Origin of the sequence: Vibrio lentus (assembly GCF_030409755.1) — a bacterium.
Taxonomy (GTDB): Bacteria; Pseudomonadota; Gammaproteobacteria; order Enterobacterales; family Vibrionaceae; genus Vibrio; species Vibrio lentus.
Window position 1 is genome coordinate 802901 of record NZ_JAUFQE010000002.1, and the last position, 18439, is coordinate 821339.

The following is an 18439-nucleotide window of genomic DNA, read 5'->3' on the forward strand; positions in this document are numbered from 1 at the left end:
GTGGTCGAATCTAACCCACGGAGAACGACATGAAGAACATCAAGAGTTTGATTAAACGAGCCATTGCGTTGAGTTTGTTGAGTGTGAGCCCCTTAGTTTTAGCTCAGCCCGTTGTACTTATTAACACCTTCTCAGTTGAAACTAGTAAAGAAACTGAAACGTTAGCGTATTGGGAAAGCGCTAGGGATGTACTCATTGAACAACCAGGATACATCTCTACCACGCTGCACCGCTCACTAAGCGCTGATGCCACCTACCTGTATGTGAACGTTGCCAATTGGGAAAGCCAGAAGCATTTTATCGACGCTATCTCTGTGATGAGAAAACAACTGCCTGCACTCGATATTAAGGGTGTGACTGCCGATCCTAATCTTTACGAAGTTATTCGCCACTAATTGAGAGTTTGTTTAAATGAAATATGTACCACGATTGTTTTTAGTTCTTTTTAGCTTTTTGTTCTCTGTCAGCAGTTATTCTGCGGCTTATGGTGTTTCCGTTGCATGGAAAACACAAGACGCCCAAGCGGTATTTGATGCCATGCCTACTCAGAAAAAGGCGTTTGCTAATCTGATTGATGCAGGGCTAATTCACGACATGTTTATCTCTGAAAGCTTTATTGGCGATCAAGCATTTCCAATCATTAAATTTGTAATGGAAGCAGACAGCGAAGAAGAAGTTCGACGTGTTATTGGTAATCTTCCTCTTCAATTTAAAGAGTTAGCAGAAATAACAGAGGTGAGAGATATCGGAAGCAAGTGGTTAGATACTGAAGTTGCGTTTAAAAATTATGCGATTGAGTTATCTTGGAAAGAGCCAGAAGATCAATTAATAGCAGACAAAATAATCAGCGTTGATTTGCAAAAGGTGGTGGACTGGAGTGCTGAAGGCGTTATTACTTCGGCCTATTTAAAAAACCAAGCGATTGCAGAAGCTCAAGCTAATCAAATGGCGATGATCAGACCTATCTATTCGATTGCTGTATTAGCACGAGATAAACAACATGCACTTGAAATTGCTAATGAACTTAATGCCGTTAAATTAGGGTTTGCTAGTGTAAATATCAGTGAACTTGGTTTTAAACTCACGTTATGATTTTGAAATAAAATAAATTTCCATGTTATTCTAGGGTGAGTTTATTTAATGCATTTAACTCACCTTATGAATAATAAAATACAAGAATATAGCTTGGTTATTGAACTTGAAAATCGACAGCTGCTTAACCTTTCTTTAAATAAGCATGTGACCTTATCCCCATCAGAATGTTTAATTTTAAAGCACTTGATGGATAATTGTTCACAAACCATAGGGCGAGAGTTCCTCCTAAAGCATTGTTGGCCGGGTAGAGTGGTAACAAGCAGTTCTCTTAACGTCGCAATTAAAAACGTTCGTACCGCGCTTAAAGCAGTCGGTTCGGAATGCAAAGTTGTCACGGTCCAAAAAGAAGGATATTGCTTTATTTCACCAGATAAAGGTGAGGCTCAAGTGACTGAGCTTATCAACAACCCTAGCGATAGAGCCCCAGAGCGACTAGAAATTAGCAGCGCTCCACAAGTAGTGAAAGATCCTACCGAAGTTTCTGATGTTATAGAGAAGCCTTCTTCTAAGCGTCACTCATTACTTAATCAAGCTAATGGCAAAAACAAACTCTATTTTGTACCGTTAGCGGCTGGTATTGCGGCGAGCGCGTTGTTGGTCGTGGTGTTGTCTTTCCTTGGCTTTTTATGGAGAAAACGTCTATTAATGGGATTGCGGTGTACCACGATAGCGTCAACTTGGATTCGATGCTGGTGGAGGACTTAACATCGATTGCTGAACCTGGAGTCGAAGCAATATACCTGCATCGTATGGGTGCTGATTGCGGCGCCATACAGGTGGTGATATTGAACCAAAGTGGCTGGAAAGACATCAGCTCAAGCTTTAAATTGACACACTGCAATGATGCGCAAGTTGGGCTTTATGAGATCGAACCAATTAATAGGCTGGGAATAAACCAAGCAACAGAAGGAACGGTCGATGAAGCGTAAGTTTTGGCTACCTATCGTGGTTACCTTGTCTGCTATTTTACTGTTCGGTGTCATTTCCGGTGTGATGACCCGAGGGGCTTTTCAGTTTGAGGGTATCTATGAAAACGTCGGTTATGAAGTGCTGACGCTTGATCTTAAGAATGGCCGTTCAAAGATGCGTTATGTTGGCTATGATATCAACGGTCAAGTCGTGCAGACCAAGCAGTTTTTTGGCGTGTTCTTACGTTGGGGCAATCACTACTATTTCTATCAGATTGCACAAGACCAAGCGCACGGGCAGCAGACCTTTAATGTGAAGAATTTTTTTATTCAGCATCACAACAATAGGCGTAGCGTAATGGTGTCGGATCAGCGCGGTGCTTATGTGACCAAAGATGGGAAAATTCTGGAACTGAAAGGGATTCTATATGGGCGAGCACTTCGCTAATTCATATCCCGTTCTTTAAGCAAGCTTGTAGATAATAGTTCAGCTTAAATCAATTTGACTCTGGCTCATCAAATCCATTAGCGACGGTTTATTGAGCCGTCGCTGCTGATTCCGTTCAGAGTCTAATCTTCGCCCAGAACGCTTAATTTACTTTTGATGAAGTCTTTGTGGTCAACGTAAAGCAGTTCTGCTGTTTTGCGAATTACTGAATCTTCAAGTGGGTCAATCTCTCCATCGGCGTGCGCGACTTCCCACATAGCTTTGATCAAGTCTATGCGAACTGGCTGCGAAAGTTCTCGCAGTTGAGAAGTGAAATCGTACAGAGAAACAGATTGTTCAACTTGAGGCTCAGCTTGCGCCAATAAGGCTTTGGATTCTTCTTCGGTTATGTTCAACAAACGTTGTAGTAAGTGAAGCTTGGCTTCTTGTTCTGATTCGTTGATTGCGTGGTCTGCACCGGCCACTTCGCATAACAAGCTGGCGATAGCTAAGTTAGGTGAGGCGGTGGGTGTTTTACCCAAATCAGAGCCTTCAACTAATTGTTTAAATAACGAGGTAAGTGAGTTAAACATAAGAGCATTCCAGTTATGGTGAATATTATTACTATTGGGCCTACAGAGTGTGATCGCAAGCGTCTTTACTTAAAACTGACATTACGAAGAGGTCAGCAATAAGGAACACTTTATCAATCTGGTTCAGGGAAACGGGTAATTTTACCGTCGCCACTTAACGTCGTAATCGCCTGTGGCTTCCCGTCGCTATCTAACCTTAACTCACCAATGGCACTGCGGTTTGAAAGGCGATAAAAGGTCTGATTGTCAGGGCTACGTTTCTCTATTCTTAGGCGCTTTCGCTTGGTGAAATAGTTAAGAACTGAGCGCGGGCTATACAATAATCGGTCACACACATCGCAGAATTTAAGCAATGGAGCAGGGAACTGATTCTTGATACCACTACAAGTAATCTGGTAAATGTTCGGACTGTTTCGGCGATACCTAAGCTTAATATCGTAGGCAAACGAGTAGTGAACATCACCAGAAAGCACCACAAAGTTGGTGGGCGTTTTGGTGTGGGTAAAGATACTGATGAGCGTGTTAGCACTGCCTGGGTGTGCCATCCAGTTTTCAGCATCAATCATCAATGGCTTACCTATTGTAGTCGCCATCTTTTGTAGTGTTTCAATGAACTTAACGCCGAACATTGGCGCAGCAGAAACAATCACCACCTTTTCTTGATTAATCAATTGATGCTGAAATTCCGTCAGCGCTTCCCAGTCCATCAAACCCGATGGCTTGTTCATACGGGACTCTGAGCGCCAACGACGTGTCCGAGTATCCAACACAATCACTTTTGGTGACGTGTTGATGGTGTAATGCCACTCTTCAAAGCGGTCGATCATCTCTAAATATTGTTGGTGCTGTTGGGGATCGATATTCTTACTGAGATTGCCGTTGTTTTTGCCATTATTTTCGACATAGCTTTCATCATTATCTTCGCCACTGCTTTCGCTTTCGTTACTGCTAATCACCGGAGAGAAAAGCTGTTTGGTCTGCTCAATGAATTCGCTGCTGAACTTCTCTGGCGCGTTACCCCAGCCTTGGCACATCCAATAGGCTACAAGGCCATTGCCAATCACTTGAGTCGCAAAGCGATTTTGATCGACGGCATGTTCCCAACCTACGGTTAGGTTCCAATCATCAGTGACATCGTGGTCATCGAAGATCATGTAAGTCGGAATATGAGCGAACAATCGCTGCACTTGTGGCAAGCCTGCTACGAAGTCATCAATGATAACGCTTTCGTCACGCCACTGTTGTTGCTCGGCAGGTGTTAATTGACGATCAGCCTGCTTGAAATCATTGTCGATTAATCGCTCACGGTTGATGCATTGCCACAAGGTCGGGGACCAAACCAGCAGGTACATCGCGATGAATTCAGACAAGGTGACTAAGTGATTCTCACAATCGGTCGAGCTAAAGATAGGAATCCCGCGTTTAGGGAATAACTTATCGAGCAGCGAATCCGAAGTGTTGTGGTGTGGCAGTAGGTGATGACGCTGATAAAGGTGATATTCGCTCTCAAACAAGGCATCGCTGCTATTGATTTGGTTAACCTGTGAATCCGTTGGTAATGCTTCACCAATCAGACCAAGCAACTGAATCACTTGCTGAATGGCATCCAGCGTTGGGCCTGCCACATGGTCAGCGTAGATTTGGTCGCCGCTCATCATCAACATATCCGGTCGTTCAAGTACCGTTTGATTTGCGATTTTGTTGTCTGCTGCGACTAGGCTGTCTTTGCTCGGATGGTGTGGGTTACGACAAGAGCCATGCAAAATGTAGTCAGCAGTGGTCGATATCTTAAATTCGATTCGAGAACTGTCGTTGTTGGTTCGCGTGTCCTTGTAAATCAAATGCGGTGCCAGCTCAGTGATTGAACCTTGCTCGGTCTCTATTTGATATTCCAACGGAACGTTGGTGGGAAACTCACCCTGTAAATGAATCAAGGTGACCCAAGCGTGTGTGCCGACTTGTATCGATTCTTGCTCATCGAGTGATGACGAATAAAAAGGCGTCTCTTGCTCTGCATTGAATAGTTGAGTTGTGCCCGAAAGTGGGGCGCTGGTGACTATCCAGAGTACCACCTCAGTTGCGGTGGTTTTTCTTAAAATTGGGCCAGCAAGCAATAAGGGAAGAGATGATATCGTCGAGCGTTTCAATGCGGTTCCTAAATCGTTGGAGGTGATGTTCTGTTTCAAGAGCAGAGGTTTCGAGTTCTAGTGTTTGAGGCTCGTTAATTTCGAGCTCAGATGTTGCCGGTAGCACTATATCAGGCTCATTTGCTTCGAGCTCCGTAACCTCAGACTCATCCATCTCAGCTTCTGTTGTTTCAAGAACTTCGATAACTTCTGAGCTAGAAAGTTCATGACCCATTAGAAATATTGCCAATAGGGCATCGGCTTTAGTCTTGGTATCGGAAGGTTCGTCTAACAACTGTTCAAGTTTTTCTCGAATCATAGCAATCTCGTGCTCAACAAAGCCACGGCCTTCGTCGTCCCCTTGGTTTTCTTCAGGGGCGTTATCGAACTCCATAAACAGCAGCTCACCGTCTAACTTTGTATTGACCAATCGCTCTGGCAACCATTCCTCGCCCATAACGATATCTGGGTCGGAATCATTGGGTAAGTGGTCTATAATGTTTTGTAATTCTGAGACTTTCACAATACTTTCATTTAACCGAGAATATTCTACATTGTAACGGTCAATGTCGATCAAACCTAAAATTAGTTGGCTGGCATGGCCAATAAATGTCTATTCAGTAACACAATATTTATTACAAAGAGCAATGACACAAGAATGAAGCACAAATTTTCACCGAAGCTCATTTCGTATGGGGCGGTTTTATTAGGTAACGCTTTTCTAGGTAATAGCGTGGCGTGGGCTGCTGAAGAGCAAGAATGGGGCATTGCCGCAATGTTCCGTACTGCGAGCATTCCTTACGACACGTCTGGTGGTGACCAATCGGTTAACTCGTTTGTGCCGATGTTGTTCTTCAAGAACGATTACGTATTTATCGACGGCACTGAAATGGGCGCATACCTCTATCAAGCCGATGATGAAAAGTGGTCACTGAACGCTATTTCTCGTATGCGTTTTATTGATATCCCAGCTTCAGAGCAAAATGCTATAGAAGGTGATACCGCCGATTTCGGTGCTCAATTGACTTATCAACTTGATGAGCAATGGGGCGTCGAAACGGAAATTATGAGTGACAGTGAATACAACTTCCACGGTAACCTGCGTGCAAAAGCCAAGTATGAAACCGGTGATTGGGAGTTTTCTCCGAGCGCTACGTTGCGTTACAAAAGTGCCGATTTCAACAGTGAATACTATTCTGCTGCGGGCGAAACCATTGGCGCAGGTGTCGACCTTAATGTCGGTGTAGAAGCGCGTTACCATGTGGTTTCGAACTTGTACTTATTGGGTTCAACCAGTGTGACTCGATTGGATGACAACGCCTACGATTCATCAATTATTGAAGACCGTTACCAAGGTGAACTCTACTTCGGCTTTGGCTTTTTTAATGATAAAGAGAAAGCGCCGAAACCTAAGCTAAGCAATGCACCTTATCTGCGTGTGGCACACGGTTGGGCAACGCCATCGAACATTGGCGATATCATGAAGTTCAACGCGGAGAAAGACGAATACAACAACCAACTCACATCGTTCTTTTATGGTCACCCTTTAACTGATGAGATCTTTGGTTTCCCGTTGGATATCTACCTAACGCCGGGTATCGCGCACCACTGGAGTTCAGACGTTCAATCCAGCAGTACTGAATACATCATTGCAATCAAAGCGTACTACACCTTTGATTGGCCAACCCAGTGGCGTGTTGGTGTAGCAGAAGGTATGTCTTACATCGATTCGATTACGTATATCGAAGGCTCTGAGATGGACCGCAAAGGGTATACTGCGAGTCATCTGTTGAACTACTTAGACTTCTCATTTGATGTGAACGTCGGCGACTTAATCGGTAAGAACGATTTGAACAACTTGTGGTTCGGCTACTCGTTGCATCATCGTTCTGCGATCTTTGAAAACGCCTCTCAGTTTGGTCGTATCAAAGGCGGCAGTAACTACAACACCGTTTACTTCCAGTACGAGTTCTAAAAGCCAATTCAACATTACATGCCGCTCCCTAAATGAGCGGCATTTTTTATGATTTTTAAGTCTGTTTTCACGCTGAGGAAGTGTGAATTGACCTTTGTATATTAATTAAATTATTCAGGGCTCGATATATGTAAATAAGGCGAGGGTGTTTAAACTAAATATTGATGATTGTGTAATTAGTAAATTGAATTTATTTAATTATTTCTTCATTTTCTTTCATTAATTTTAATTGTTTTGACTATTCTAATTATGTTAATTATTGATTGGTCTCTAATTATGTTTCTTGTTTGTTATTCGATTGTTAATCGATGAGTCGATCACGATAATTTATAAATTGCACCTATATTATATTGCTGTGTTTATATAACAATAACGTGAATTAAGGGAAACAATGAAAGCATATGTATTTGATGGTAAAGAGAAAGCGAAATTAGAAGAGCGCCCGGTACCTAACATTATTAAGCAAAGCGATGTCATCGTTAAAATTGAAAAAACCACTATTTGTGGTACGGATTTACATATATTAAGAAATAATGTCGCGACATTTAAGCCGGGCACTATTATGGGTCATGAAGGCGTTGGCATCGTGGAAGAGTGTGGCGAACTTGTGAGTAAATTTAAGCCTGGTGATCGTGTAATCGTGTCATGTATTACCACTTGCGGCAGCTGCAAAATGTGCCAAGTTTCTAAGTTTGGGCAATGCTTAGACGGCGGTTGGTTACTAGGTAATGAGATTAACGGTTGCCAAGCTGAATATGTCCGAGTTCCTTACGGTGACACAAGCATGCATCTCGTGCCTGACGATATCGATGCCGATTCTCTGGTTCTACTGAGTGATATCTTCCCTACTGGCTATGAAGTGGGTGTGCTTGATGGACAAGTTCAACCGGGCTGTTCTGTTGCAGTGATTGGTTGTGGCCCTGTTGGTCTAGCAGCATTAATGACCTCCAAGTTCTTCTCACCAAGCGAGATCTATGCGATCGATACTAACCCTCATAGATTGGAAGTTGCCAAAGAATTAGGTGCAACCCACGCGATTGATAACTCTGACGGTAGCGCAGTGCAGCAAATTCTAGACATGACCGATGATGTAGGCGTCGATGTTGTGATTGAAGCTATTGGTATTCCAGCTGGCTGGGATATGTCCCAAAAACTTGTGTGCCCAGGTGGTAACATTGCTGTCCTTGGCGTTCATGGCAAGTCGGCCACGATAAACCTTGAAGACATGTGGAAGCGAAATTTCACTATGACGGCTGGCATGGTTCATACCAATACTATTCCAATGTTAATTAAGCAGATTAGGGCAGGTCACTTGGAACCTAAGCAGTTGATTAGCCATCAGTTTAAGTTATCAGAGTCAGAACAAGCCTATTCTACATTTACGCATGCTTCTGACCATAAATCGTTAAAAGTTATTATTTCTAACGACTGTTCATAAACCGCTGATTGTTGAGGTTAAATTGATTAATAAACCATTTAAAATACTAGTGATAGGTTTAATCGTAAACCTATCCATCGGTATCCTATATGTATGGGGCGTATTCAGTGAACCTTTAGCTGAAGCGCTAGGTGTTGACCCTAAAGATGTCGATGGGCCATACCAGACTTCTGTTTTTGCATTCTCGGTAAGCTTGTTTTTAGCTGGAGTCTGGCAAGATAAAATAGGGCCAAGAAAAGTAACAATACTTGGTGTATTTCTTGTCGGAACAGGGCTCTTAGCTTCTGGTTATGCCTCAACATTGGCGGAATTACAGGTTACGTTCGGGTGTATGGTGGGAGCTGGAATGGGCTTTGCCTACGCCTGCATTGGCCCATGCACAATGAAGTGGTGGCCAGAAAATAGAAAGGGACTCGTTAGCGGTTTAACTGCTGGTGGCTTTGCGATGGCAGCTCTGTATTTAGCACCACTATCAACAGTCCTGATAGACCATTATGGCATCTTAGATACTTTTAAAATCCTTGGTGTGGGCCTACTTTTTATGATCCCAATGGCATCATTTCTTGTTAATCCACCCAAAGGATACGTAGCTGAAGAAACGGGCGGGCAAGCGGTAGAATCTGGAGTGGATGTAAATATTCAATGGTTAGATATGCTGAAAACCCCCCAATTTTACCAAATATGGCTAATGTTCATGGTGTCATCTGCAGCTGGCATCATGCTCATTGGTTCAATTGGTAACGTCAGTAAATCCATAGGATTAACATCCGAGGAAATTGCGTTAGGTATCATTTTATTAGCGATCTTTAATACCGCTGGGCGAGTTATTGGGGGATTGGTTTTTGATAAGATAGGACGCGTTCATACGTTAGGGCTAATATTCATGTTACAGGCTGTCAATATGGTGTTATTCACAACGATTGAAACCACTATTCCTTTAATGATAGGGATTTCTATTGGTGCGATGTCTTATGGCGCTTTGTTTGGGGTATTCCCTCCAGTTACCGCGGTCGATTATGGTTTAAAATCGTATGGAACTAACTTTGGAATACTCTATTCTGCGTGGGGTGTATCAGGTTTCTTCGGAGGTATACTCGCTTCAGTTTCTGGGTCGCCTGAAAATACTTATTTGGCTTATGCTGCTCTGTTATTTTCGATAACTGTAATGAATTATCTAATGAAGCCGATAGATAAATCCATAATATTAAATAAGAATGCGATAAATTTGGAGTGTTAACTTATTCCACTTTTAACGGGAATATAACAGTTTTTATATGTGGTGAGTCAGGTCATATATTTTAGTTGTTGCTTTTTAAATATTTATATCCATTAGTAACTTGTTTTTACCATGCTCTTATCAATGTTGGCTTAGGCAATCTAAGCCAACATTCTTCCATGATGTTTTTGATGGTACACCTATAAGTCCCCGAGTTTCCAAGTACAAAAAATGACCATTTAATGCCTTGTTCTCCTTGATTTCGTGGACGTTTAGGCAGCTAATTACCCTTGCTTTGTGTTAACTCGTTACCGTCCTTTATGGTACAATCGCGCGAGTTTAATAAGTACAAGAATAGGACACGCTTTGACTTCGTCTCCGGAAAAAGCAGACAACAACAAGAATGCAGCACAGCCAAGTTCTCCACAGAACGAAGCGAAATCGAATAAGCCTGCATCGAACCGACCTGCTAAGCAATTAAAAGCTAAACAGCCAAAAGCTAATCAATCAAAAGCTAAATCTGCCGATCATTCAGCAGCAGCCAATACAAAAGCATCTCAAAATAGCCCAGCCTCTCTTCGTAAAGCGCTCAACGAATGTATGATGCGCGATCGCTTCCGTCTGAGTAAGCGAATTGCTGGTGCGAGTAGAATTAAAAACGAACAATCTAAAAACGTTGTCTTCGATGAGATAGCGTTAGACATTGCCAAGTCAATGATGACGGCAAATCAGCGTGCCTCGCACAAACCAACCATCGAATACCCAGAGATTCTCCCAGTTAGCCAAAAGCGCGATGACATTGCGAAAGCCATTTCTGAAAACCAAGTGGTGATCGTTGCGGGTGAAACGGGCTCGGGTAAAACCACTCAGTTACCAAAGATTTGTTCTGAGCTTGGCCGTGGCCGCTTTGGCTTAATTGGTCACACTCAGCCTCGTCGTCTTGCGGCTCGTTCGGTTGCAAACCGCATCGCGGAAGAGATGGAAACACAGCTGGGTGATTTTGTTGGTTATAAGGTTCGTTTTAACGACCAAATATCTGATAACACGCAAATTAAATTGATGACCGACGGTATTCTACTGGCGGAAATCCAGCACGACCGTTTCTTAAGTCAATACGACACCATCATCATCGATGAAGCCCACGAACGCAGTCTGAACATTGACTTCATCATGGGTTACTTAAGAGAGCTTCTGCCAAAGCGTCCTGATCTTAAAGTTATCATTACATCGGCGACCATCGATCCAGAGCGTTTCTCGAAGCACTTTAATAATGCACCTATCATTGAAGTATCAGGTCGAACGTACCCTGTAGATACGCGTTACCGCCCATTAGGTGGCGATGAAAGTGATTCAGATCGTGACCAAATCGAAGGCATATTTGAAGCGGTAGATGAGCTTTGTGATGAAGGGCAAGGCGATATTTTGATCTTCATGAACGGTGAGCGTGAAATTCGTGACACGGCCGATTCTCTAAGTAAGCGTAATTTACGCGATACCGAAATCGTACCACTTTACGCGCGTCTTTCTGCGGGTGAACAGAACCGAATCTTCCAGTCTCATACTGGTCGACGCATCGTTCTGGCAACCAACGTGGCAGAAACCTCGTTAACGGTTCCGGGCATCAAGTATGTCATCGACCCGGGTACGGCGCGTATTAGCCGTTACAGCTACCGTACTAAAGTACAACGCCTACCGATTGAGCCAGTATCTCAAGCGAGTGCGAACCAGCGTAAAGGTCGTTGTGGTCGTGTTGCGGAAGGTATCTGTATTCGTCTGTACTCTGAGGAAGATTTCGAATCACGCCCAGAGTTTACTGATCCTGAGATCCTTCGTACTAACCTAGCATCCGTTATCCTTCAGATGACAGCGCTAGGCCTAGGCGATATTCAAGCATTCCCATTTGTTGAAGCGCCAGATAAGCGCAACATTCAAGATGGTGTAAGACTGCTTGAAGAGCTTGGTGCGATCGCAACAGCTGAAACCGCAGCAAACAAAAACAAGAATCAAGGCGACGATAAGAAGAAGCTAACGGCAATTGGTCGTAAGCTCGCTAAGCTGCCGATTGATCCACGTTTAGCGCGTATGGTGATTGAAGCGCCAAGCAACCGCTGTTTGCATGAAGTAATGGTTATCGCGTCTGCGCTGTCGATTCAAGACCCGCGTGAGCGTCCATCAGACAAGCAACAATCGTCTGACGATAAGCACAAGCGCTTCTTCGATAAAGAATCTGATTTCATTACCTTTGTGAACCTTTGGGATTACGTTAAGCAGCAACAAAAAGAGCTGTCGAGTAACCAGTTCCGCAAACAGTGTAAGCAAGATTACCTGAACTATTTACGTATCCGTGAATGGCAAGATGTGTACTTCCAAATTCACCAAGCAATGCGTGAATTGGACACTAAGTTGAATACAGAACCGGGCAGCTACGATGGCATTCATATGTCATTGCTATCAGGTTTGCTTTCGCACATCGGTATGAAAGACCAAGAGAAGAATGAATATCAAGGTGCTCGTAATGCGCGCTTCCATATCTTCCCTGCGTCTGGCCTATTTAAGAAACAGCCTAAGTGGATCATGTCTGCTGAGCTGGTAGAAACCTCAAAACTTTGGGGTCGTGTTATCGCGAAGATTCAGCCTGAATGGATTGAACCACTAGCGAAACACCTGATTAAGCGCAGCTACAGCGAACCTCATTGGTCGAAGAAGCAAGCGGCAGTAATGGCACACGAGAAAGTGATGCTTTACGGAATCCCAATCATCCCGAAACGTTTAGTGAACTACGGCGCGATTGATGCCACCGTCAGCCGTGAGTTGTTTGTACGCAGCGCATTGGTCGAAGGTGAGTGGGAAACCAAACACGCTTTCTTCAAGCAGAACCGTAAACTACTGCAAGAAGTGGAAGAGCTAGAACATAAATCGCGTCGTCGTGACATCTTGATTGACGATGATGAGCTGTTCGACTTCTATGACCAACGTGTTGGCGAAGAGGCCGTTTCAGGACGTCACTTCGATACATGGTGGAAGAAAACTAGTCAGAAAACACCTGAACTGCTGAACTTCGAAAAGTCGATGCTGTTCCGAGGTGATGCTAGCCACGTTACTGATTTGGATTATCCGAACTTCTGGCACCAAAACGGTATCAAGCTGAAGCTGAGTTACCAATTTGAGCCGGGCGATGACAACGATGGCGTAACGGTGCACATTCCGCTGCCTATCTTGAACCAAATTGACCAAAACGGTTTTGATTGGCAGATCCCAGGCCTACGTCAAGAACTGGTGATTAGCTTAATTAAGTCACTACCAAAAACGCTACGCCGTAACTTTGTGCCTGCGCCAAACTACGCAGATGCGTTCTTGGCTCGTGTGACACCACTTGAAGCACCATTGTTGGATTCTCTTGAGAAAGAGTTGCGCCGCATGACAGGTGTGGAAGTGGTACGTGATGACTGGAAGTTAGACCAGATCCCAGAGCACTTAAAGGTAACATTCCGCGCCGTAGATCATCGTAAGCGTAAGCTGAAAGAGCAGAAAGACTTACATGAGCTGAAAGAAAGCCTGAAAGACAAGGTTCAAGAAACGCTTTCTAAAGTGGCAGACGATGATATTGAACAGCAGAATCTGCATACGTGGAGCTTTGGTGAGTTACCAAAAGTCTACCAACAGAAGCGTGGCGGCTACGATGTTAAAGCCTTCCCAGCGCTGGTGGATTCTAAAGACAGCGTAGAGATCAAATTGTTCGAAACCGAGCAAGAGCAGATCTCAGCAATGAAATCGGGTCAGCGTCGTTTAATTTTGTTGAACGTGCCATCGCCGATCAAATACTTGCACTCGAATTTGCCGAACAAATCGAAGCTTGGTTTGTATTTCAACCCATACGGACAGGTACTCGATCTTATCGATGACTGTATCGCTTGTGGTATTGATAAACTGATTGAAGAGAAGGGCGGTTTAGTTTGGGAGCCAGAGCAGTTTGAAGCACTGAAAGAACACGTACGTGCTGAGCTTGGTGACAGTGTCGTTGAGATTGCTCAACAGGTTGAAACCATCTTAACCACGGCATTCAGCATCAGTAAGAAACTGAAGGGGCGTGTCGATCTTTCTATGGCATTCGCACTTTCTGACATAAAAGCTCAGGTAGAAGGTTTGATTTTTAAGGGGTTTGCCACAGAATGCGGGTGGAAACGTCTGCCGGATATTCTACGCTATATGAAAGCCATTGAGCGTCGTATGGAAAAACTGCCGATTGACCCGAACAAAGATCGTCTTCATATGATCAAAGTTGAGTCAGTAATGAACGATTACAAAGAGCTGCTTAATAAGATTCCAAAAGGGATCGCGGTTCCAGAAAATGTAAAAGAGGTGCGTTGGATGATAGAAGAGCTTCGTGTAAGCTTCTTCGCACAGCAGCTCGGTACGCCTTACCCAGTTTCAGATAAGCGTGTTAAAAACGCTATTGATGCTTGCTAAAGGAATAAAGCTAGACGCAATGGCAAGGTTTGGGTATAAATCTTGCTTATTGCATTACTAATTAAATAGTTACTACAAAAAGGGCGACTTGGTGGCAATTTATTACCACGCAAGGCCTGCCACTAGGACGAAAAGGTCGAATATGAAAAAAACGTTATTGGCACTAGCACTGCTAGGTGCATCTTCAACAGCAATGGCTGATTCTTGGTTGTACGGCGGCGTTATGGGCGGTCAAAGCTCATTCGCTAGTGAAGATGAAAATGCGGTGGGCATCCACGTAGGTACAGGTATCCTTCCACTGATCGGTGTTGAAGCGGGTTACTGGGATCTAGGTTCTTTCGACAACGTTAGCTACGGTAACCGTGCTAAACAAGGTGTTGACGTAAGCACTGCTTACCTAGCGATCAAACCAAGCATCGACTTCGGTCCTCTTCACGTATACGCGAAGGGTGGTCTTCACTCTTACGAAGTGAAAGGCGATAACTTCAAGCAAGACGACGTTGATATCATGTACGCTGTAGGCGCTGAATATTTCATCTTCGGTCCACTATCTGTAGGCGCTAGCTACCAAAACTTCAAAATGAAAGATGACGACGCAGGCGTTTTCTCTCTAAACGCAACTATCCACCTACTGTAATTAGTCGGTCTTAGTCGCTAAAGAGTTCGTTAGAATTCATAAAAAATGCCAGCTTGATAGCTGGCATTTTTGTATCTGTAGAATAGTAATGTCGTTGACTTAAGCGGTATAAGTTAAGCGAGCAGCGCTATTTTTTGCTGTTTAGAATTTTCTGGATTCTTGGGTTAATCGCTTTACCGTGTTGGCTTTCATACTCTTCACGTTTCAAGTCGTTTAGGTTCTTCACTGAGTTAGCAGCAAGAAGGAACTGCGGCAATTCTGTTTCCAGCATGCCTTTCTCATCTAAACGCTTCGCTTCCAAGTAGTATTTCTTAAACAGGCCATCAAGCTTGTTTTCAGCCGTACGCTTCAAGTCGTACAGTTTGTTCTGGATTAACCACTTCTCAATCTTGTTCACAGCAGTGCGCGACAACACACGAATGCGGCTATCAAGCAGCTCTTCTTCAGTTAAAGAATCTTTTAGGATCCAAAGCTCGCCCATTTGCGGCGGCCAACTGTTGCCAAGTTGAATACGTTCATGACAGTGCATTAGCACGCGGTTAAGGCCGTCTGAGTCAACAGAGTGGGCAAACTCAAGAAACTTACCGCTTGGTTCACTACCGTATTGGTATTCCCACTGAGTTTCGTACACGCTCAAGAAAGAACCGAACACATGGATACACCAATCGGTCAGCTCTAATTCTGCTGGATCTTGATCAACAACGGGTACTTGCTGAGACGCACCAGAGCCGGCAGCTTGTTGAGCCGCTACATTTACTTCGGTACTTTGCGCTTCAATAACGTCAGGTACTACGGAACCTTTAGGCAGAACGGTAGCGTCAGGCACAACAGGTGAAGCTGGCTCAGAAGGTTGGCTTTTTGCCTTTTTGAATGAGCTGCTGCCTGAAGCGTTCAGATGGGCTAAGCTTTTGTCGATACCCATTTCCTTGAGCTTGTCCTGCATTTCCTGAATATTGAGAGGTCTTCTGCTGTTGTTGTCTTTCATTTTGCTTCTCGTTAACTAACCAGTACTGCAACTTAGATTCGATGCGTGATATTGGCATTAGTTCATTGGCTTTGGCTTTATACCAGAGGACAAATTTTTTCCATATTAAGCTATGGTCACCAGCAAGGCCGGAGAATTTAAACGCACGTTCCGCCCATGTTGGAATGTTCTCTTCATCCAAATCATGAGTTGAAACGGTATTGCTGGTCATTGAGCCTCGGCTTTGCGGGCGAGGGGCATGCTGCATGTTTTGCATTGGTGCAGGAGCTGGCTGAAACTTGGGTGCAGGTGCAGGTGCAGGTGCAGGTGCCGTAGAGTAGACCGGAATACTATTGGTCGGTTGAGCCTCAACGTGAACCGCAGCTTGCTCTTGCTCAATGAGCATTTTGAAAACGTGGATCTCTTTCTTATCTCGATAATCCACTTTTACCTTATCGAGAAAACCTTGGTCGACTAAACACTTAAGGCAGTCGGCTAAACCGAATGTAGAGAGAGCACAAAGCTGACTTGCTGATTGCAGGCACACGTTGGTGTAACCGAACTCGTCAGCACCGTCTGCAAGCATCAATAAAACCAGCTTTTCTGCCGGGCTAGAAGTATTCACTTGCCAAGCTAAATAAGAATATTTGGCGCTCAATATCGTGTTCTCAAAAAAGGTAGGTCGTTGACTCTATTGTAAGTCACCGCTTGCTGAATTTATAGCAACTTAACAGAAAACGACATTAGTGAGACAAATATTAACCATAAGGAGAGGTCAGACCCAGAAACTTAGCATAAGCCAACAAATTTTTCGTAGCACGCTCGCATGATAGCTATGTTCAAATGAGTACGTTTAGGGGGTGTTGTTAAAACAGCACATCCAGTTTGCTCAACAACAAACCATTACCAAGCCTTAACTGAACTGAAAACCAGCCAACAAGGCCAATCCTTTCCCAATACTGAGCAGGGCAACGTCGCCCCGTTGATATTCTCGATTGTGCCCGACGTTCTCCTAAGTCGTTCACAGAAATAGACTGCGTTCTTATCGACTTCTGAATCGAAAATGCCCCTTTCTAAGTTACAGGCATTTCCCGTTATTTTTATGCGATTAAATTAATTGTTAAGCCTGATAACTAACAAGAAAAAGAAGGCTAAGTAACTTATAAATATCATGCTTACAGGTAAATATTTCATTATCAATCCTCTCTGCGAATAGGATGATTATGAATAGTGTTGTGAATATGGAGTAGGAATTAGAGAAATTCATTATTGCTGCTTATTTACAACCAAAATTGAATTTCTCTAATTCATATTGTCAATGGATTAGGTCGTGAATAATAGCCTCAGTTCGCCAATCACGGCTTTTAGATTCATTACCGGAGTTACTATGAAAACCAAATCACTACGTACTGTTATCCCTGCATTACTACTTAGCTTATCGAGCACAGCGGCGTTTTCTGGAATGGAACTGCAAGAACGAACCGTTCCAACCCCAGCAGGAATATCGACAGAGTTTGCTCAGTTATTTGAGAACAGAGTGACTCCGCCGGCACTTCCTGTTCCGAACAACACAGCAGAGTGGTTGGCGTTACAAGCCCAGTTTGATGCACCGGGTATAAAAATGGCTCAACAAGGCCTAGAGCGTTTGGACGTTACTTATGAAGCTAAGCAGTTTGCCGGAGTCGATACGTTCTTTGTTACGCCGAAAAATATCGCTCCTGAATATAAAGATAAGTGGCTAGGGCGTGTTGATCTTTCGTGAGTGTTTTTTGAACAGCATGGTAAAGAGTTATAATTTGCTTCGCCAAAAGTAAAACCATAACCAATACCATGCCAAGAACAATGCTAACTGATATTCGCTGGGAACTGCTACTCCAAGTTATGAAAAGTACGGGTCGTATTTACGATAAAACTGAACATCGAATGACATTTGAAGGAATACTTTATCGAATGAGAACAGGCATTCCTTGGCGGGATCTGCCCTCTGAGTTCGGAGAGTGGAGTACCGTTTACAGACGATTTAATCTTTGGTCAAAGAAAGGGGTTTTAGATAAACTTTTCAAAAGCTTATCTAGCATGGCAGATTTTGAATGGGTCTTTCTTGATGGCTCTATAGTTCGAGCGCATCAGCATAGTACAGGTGCAGCGACTGAAAGCTCAGAGCAAATAGGAAAAAGTCGCGGGGGCAACTCAACCAAAATTCACTTAGCCGTGGATAGTGGTGGCCTGCCGATTTGCTTTGATTTATCAGAAGGACAACGCCACGATATAGTGCATGCCGAAAGCTTAGTTGAGCAACTCGATGAAGTGAATACCATCGTTTGTGATAAAGGATATGACAGCGAACCTTTCCGCATTTTTGTTAAGGAACGTGGCGGAGAAACAGTAATTGCTAAACGCAATTACGGACAAGATATAGACAAAGACAGTATGGATTGGTGTCTATACAAGTATCGTCACTTGGTCGAAAATGCCTTTGGGAGAATTAAGCATTATCGAGCTATTTCAATTAGATATGACAAGCTAGAAAGGAATTATGCCAGCATGTTATCGCTGGCATTCATGTTAATGTGGTTACCGATGTATTGTTGAA

16 protein-coding genes and 2 pseudogenes are annotated in these 18439 nt (G+C 43.7%); 12 read left to right on the top strand and 6 right to left on the bottom strand.

Annotated elements, in window-relative coordinates:
• Nucleotides 1-38: 38 nt before the first annotated feature.
• Genes QWZ07_RS11980 through QWZ07_RS12000 form a run of 5 tightly spaced genes read left to right on the top strand, consistent with a single transcriptional unit; the run spans nucleotide 39 to nucleotide 2451 of the window.
• On the top strand, nucleotides 39-395 hold the full coding sequence (locus tag QWZ07_RS11980) for an antibiotic biosynthesis monooxygenase family protein (RefSeq protein WP_029223381.1): 357 nt from the start codon (nucleotides 39-41) through the stop codon (nucleotides 393-395).
• A 16-nt stretch (nucleotides 396-411) separates the two neighbouring features.
• A complete protein-coding gene (locus QWZ07_RS11985) occupies nucleotides 412-1092 on the top strand; it encodes a hypothetical protein (RefSeq protein WP_192854541.1) in 681 nt (226 codons plus the stop codon).
• A 48-nt stretch (nucleotides 1093-1140) separates the two neighbouring features.
• Complete coding sequence (locus QWZ07_RS11990; RefSeq protein ID WP_290255206.1) at nucleotides 1141-1800, top strand: winged helix-turn-helix domain-containing protein; 660 nt, start codon at nucleotides 1141-1143, stop codon at nucleotides 1798-1800.
• Nucleotides 1773-2024, top strand: coding sequence for a hypothetical protein (locus QWZ07_RS11995; RefSeq protein WP_290255208.1), 252 nt, complete (start codon nucleotides 1773-1775; stop codon nucleotides 2022-2024). The genes QWZ07_RS11990 and QWZ07_RS11995 overlap by 28 nt, the downstream gene beginning before the upstream one ends.
• Entirely contained in the window at nucleotides 2014-2451 is a 438-nt protein-coding gene (locus QWZ07_RS12000; protein WP_102362410.1) for a hypothetical protein, read from the top strand. The genes QWZ07_RS11995 and QWZ07_RS12000 overlap by 11 nt, the downstream gene beginning before the upstream one ends.
• Nucleotides 2452-2573: 122 nt before the next feature.
• Here QWZ07_RS12000 and QWZ07_RS12005 read toward each other — a convergent pair whose 3' ends face one another.
• From QWZ07_RS12005 to QWZ07_RS12015, 4 genes and pseudogenes are all read right to left on the bottom strand, one after another.
• The gene (locus tag QWZ07_RS12005) at nucleotides 2574-3023 is read right to left on the bottom strand and encodes a tellurite resistance TerB family protein (RefSeq protein WP_017109705.1); all 450 of its coding nucleotides are present in this window, start codon (nucleotides 3021-3023) and stop codon (nucleotides 2574-2576) included.
• A gap of 113 nt (nucleotides 3024-3136) precedes the next feature.
• Nucleotides 3137-3886: pseudogene (locus QWZ07_RS26480) on the bottom strand (alkaline phosphatase D family protein); the annotation flags it as partial.
• Between the two features lie 96 nt (nucleotides 3887-3982).
• Nucleotides 3983-5170, bottom strand: a pseudogene (locus tag QWZ07_RS26485) (alkaline phosphatase family protein); the annotation flags it as partial.
• Nucleotides 5097-5726: a VC1380 family protein gene (locus tag QWZ07_RS12015; protein WP_225998611.1), complete on the bottom strand. Its 630-nt coding sequence runs from the start codon at nucleotides 5724-5726 to the stop codon at nucleotides 5097-5099. The gene QWZ07_RS12015 and the pseudogene QWZ07_RS26485, both read right to left, overlap by 74 nt.
• A gap of 81 nt (nucleotides 5727-5807) precedes the next feature.
• Here QWZ07_RS12015 and QWZ07_RS12020 point away from each other — a divergent pair, with 81 nt between their 5' ends.
• From QWZ07_RS12020 to QWZ07_RS12040, 5 genes are all read left to right on the top strand, one after another.
• Complete coding sequence (locus QWZ07_RS12020) at nucleotides 5808-7124, top strand: MipA/OmpV family protein (protein WP_192854546.1); 1317 nt, start codon at nucleotides 5808-5810, stop codon at nucleotides 7122-7124.
• Nucleotides 7125-7515: 391 nt separating this feature from the next.
• Nucleotides 7516-8562 carry an alcohol dehydrogenase catalytic domain-containing protein gene (locus QWZ07_RS12025; RefSeq protein ID WP_192854548.1) on the top strand — a complete coding sequence of 349 codons (1047 nt, stop codon included), beginning with the start codon at nucleotides 7516-7518 and terminating at the stop codon, nucleotides 8560-8562.
• 22 nt (nucleotides 8563-8584) lie between these two features.
• Complete coding sequence (locus tag QWZ07_RS12030) at nucleotides 8585-9799, top strand: L-lactate MFS transporter (RefSeq protein WP_192854550.1); 1215 nt, start codon at nucleotides 8585-8587, stop codon at nucleotides 9797-9799.
• Nucleotides 9800-10144: 345 nt separating this feature from the next.
• Nucleotides 10145-14245, top strand: coding sequence for an ATP-dependent RNA helicase HrpA (gene hrpA / locus QWZ07_RS12035; protein WP_192854552.1), 4101 nt, complete (start codon nucleotides 10145-10147; stop codon nucleotides 14243-14245).
• 142 nt (nucleotides 14246-14387) lie between these two features.
• On the top strand, nucleotides 14388-14882 hold the full coding sequence (locus QWZ07_RS12040; protein ID WP_017109710.1) for an outer membrane beta-barrel protein: 495 nt from the start codon (nucleotides 14388-14390) through the stop codon (nucleotides 14880-14882).
• Nucleotides 14883-15009: 127 nt separating this feature from the next.
• On the opposite strand, the gene QWZ07_RS12045 is transcribed toward QWZ07_RS12040, so the two are convergent.
• Entirely contained in the window at nucleotides 15010-15804 is a 795-nt protein-coding gene (locus QWZ07_RS12045; protein WP_017109711.1) for a hypothetical protein, read from the bottom strand.
• Nucleotides 15725-16504 carry a hypothetical protein gene (locus tag QWZ07_RS12050; RefSeq protein WP_065103720.1) on the bottom strand — a complete coding sequence of 260 codons (780 nt, stop codon included), beginning with the start codon at nucleotides 16502-16504 and terminating at the stop codon, nucleotides 15725-15727. Before QWZ07_RS12050 ends, QWZ07_RS12045 begins: the two co-directional genes overlap by 80 nt.
• A 729-nt stretch (nucleotides 16505-17233) precedes the next feature.
• On the opposite strand from QWZ07_RS12050, the gene QWZ07_RS12055 reads away from it, so the two are divergent.
• Complete coding sequence (locus tag QWZ07_RS12055) at nucleotides 17234-17608, top strand: hypothetical protein (RefSeq protein WP_225998612.1); 375 nt, start codon at nucleotides 17234-17236, stop codon at nucleotides 17606-17608.
• Nucleotides 17609-17676: 68 nt separating this feature from the next.
• Entirely contained in the window at nucleotides 17677-18438 is a 762-nt protein-coding gene (locus QWZ07_RS12060; protein ID WP_192854765.1) for an IS5 family transposase, read from the top strand.
• The last annotated feature ends 1 nt before the right edge of the window (nucleotide 18439 follow it).

Excerpts from the sequence above, each read along its gene's own strand:
- QWZ07_RS12000 (WP_102362410.1), top strand. The coding sequence starts at position 2,014 with ATGAAGCGTAAGTTTTGGCTACCTATCGTGGTTACCTTGTCTGCTATT.
- QWZ07_RS11985 (WP_192854541.1), top strand. The coding sequence starts at position 412 with ATGAAATATGTACCACGATTGTTTTTAGTTCTTTTTAGCTTTTTGTTC.
- QWZ07_RS12025 (WP_192854548.1), top strand. The coding sequence starts at position 7,516 with ATGAAAGCATATGTATTTGATGGTAAAGAGAAAGCGAAATTAGAAGAG.
- QWZ07_RS12055 (WP_225998612.1), top strand. The coding sequence starts at position 17,234 with ATGAAAACCAAATCACTACGTACTGTTATCCCTGCATTACTACTTAGC.
- QWZ07_RS12040 (WP_017109710.1), top strand. The coding sequence starts at position 14,388 with ATGAAAAAAACGTTATTGGCACTAGCACTGCTAGGTGCATCTTCAACA.
- QWZ07_RS12045 (WP_017109711.1), bottom strand. The coding sequence starts at position 15,804 with ATGGGTATCGACAAAAGCTTAGCCCATCTGAACGCTTCAGGCAGCAGC.
- QWZ07_RS12060 (WP_192854765.1), top strand. The coding sequence starts at position 17,677 with ATGCCAAGAACAATGCTAACTGATATTCGCTGGGAACTGCTACTCCAA.
- QWZ07_RS12005 (WP_017109705.1), bottom strand. The coding sequence starts at position 3,023 with ATGTTTAACTCACTTACCTCGTTATTTAAACAATTAGTTGAAGGCTCT.
- QWZ07_RS11990 (WP_290255206.1), top strand. The coding sequence starts at position 1,141 with ATGCATTTAACTCACCTTATGAATAATAAAATACAAGAATATAGCTTG.
- QWZ07_RS12020 (WP_192854546.1), top strand. The coding sequence starts at position 5,808 with ATGAAGCACAAATTTTCACCGAAGCTCATTTCGTATGGGGCGGTTTTA.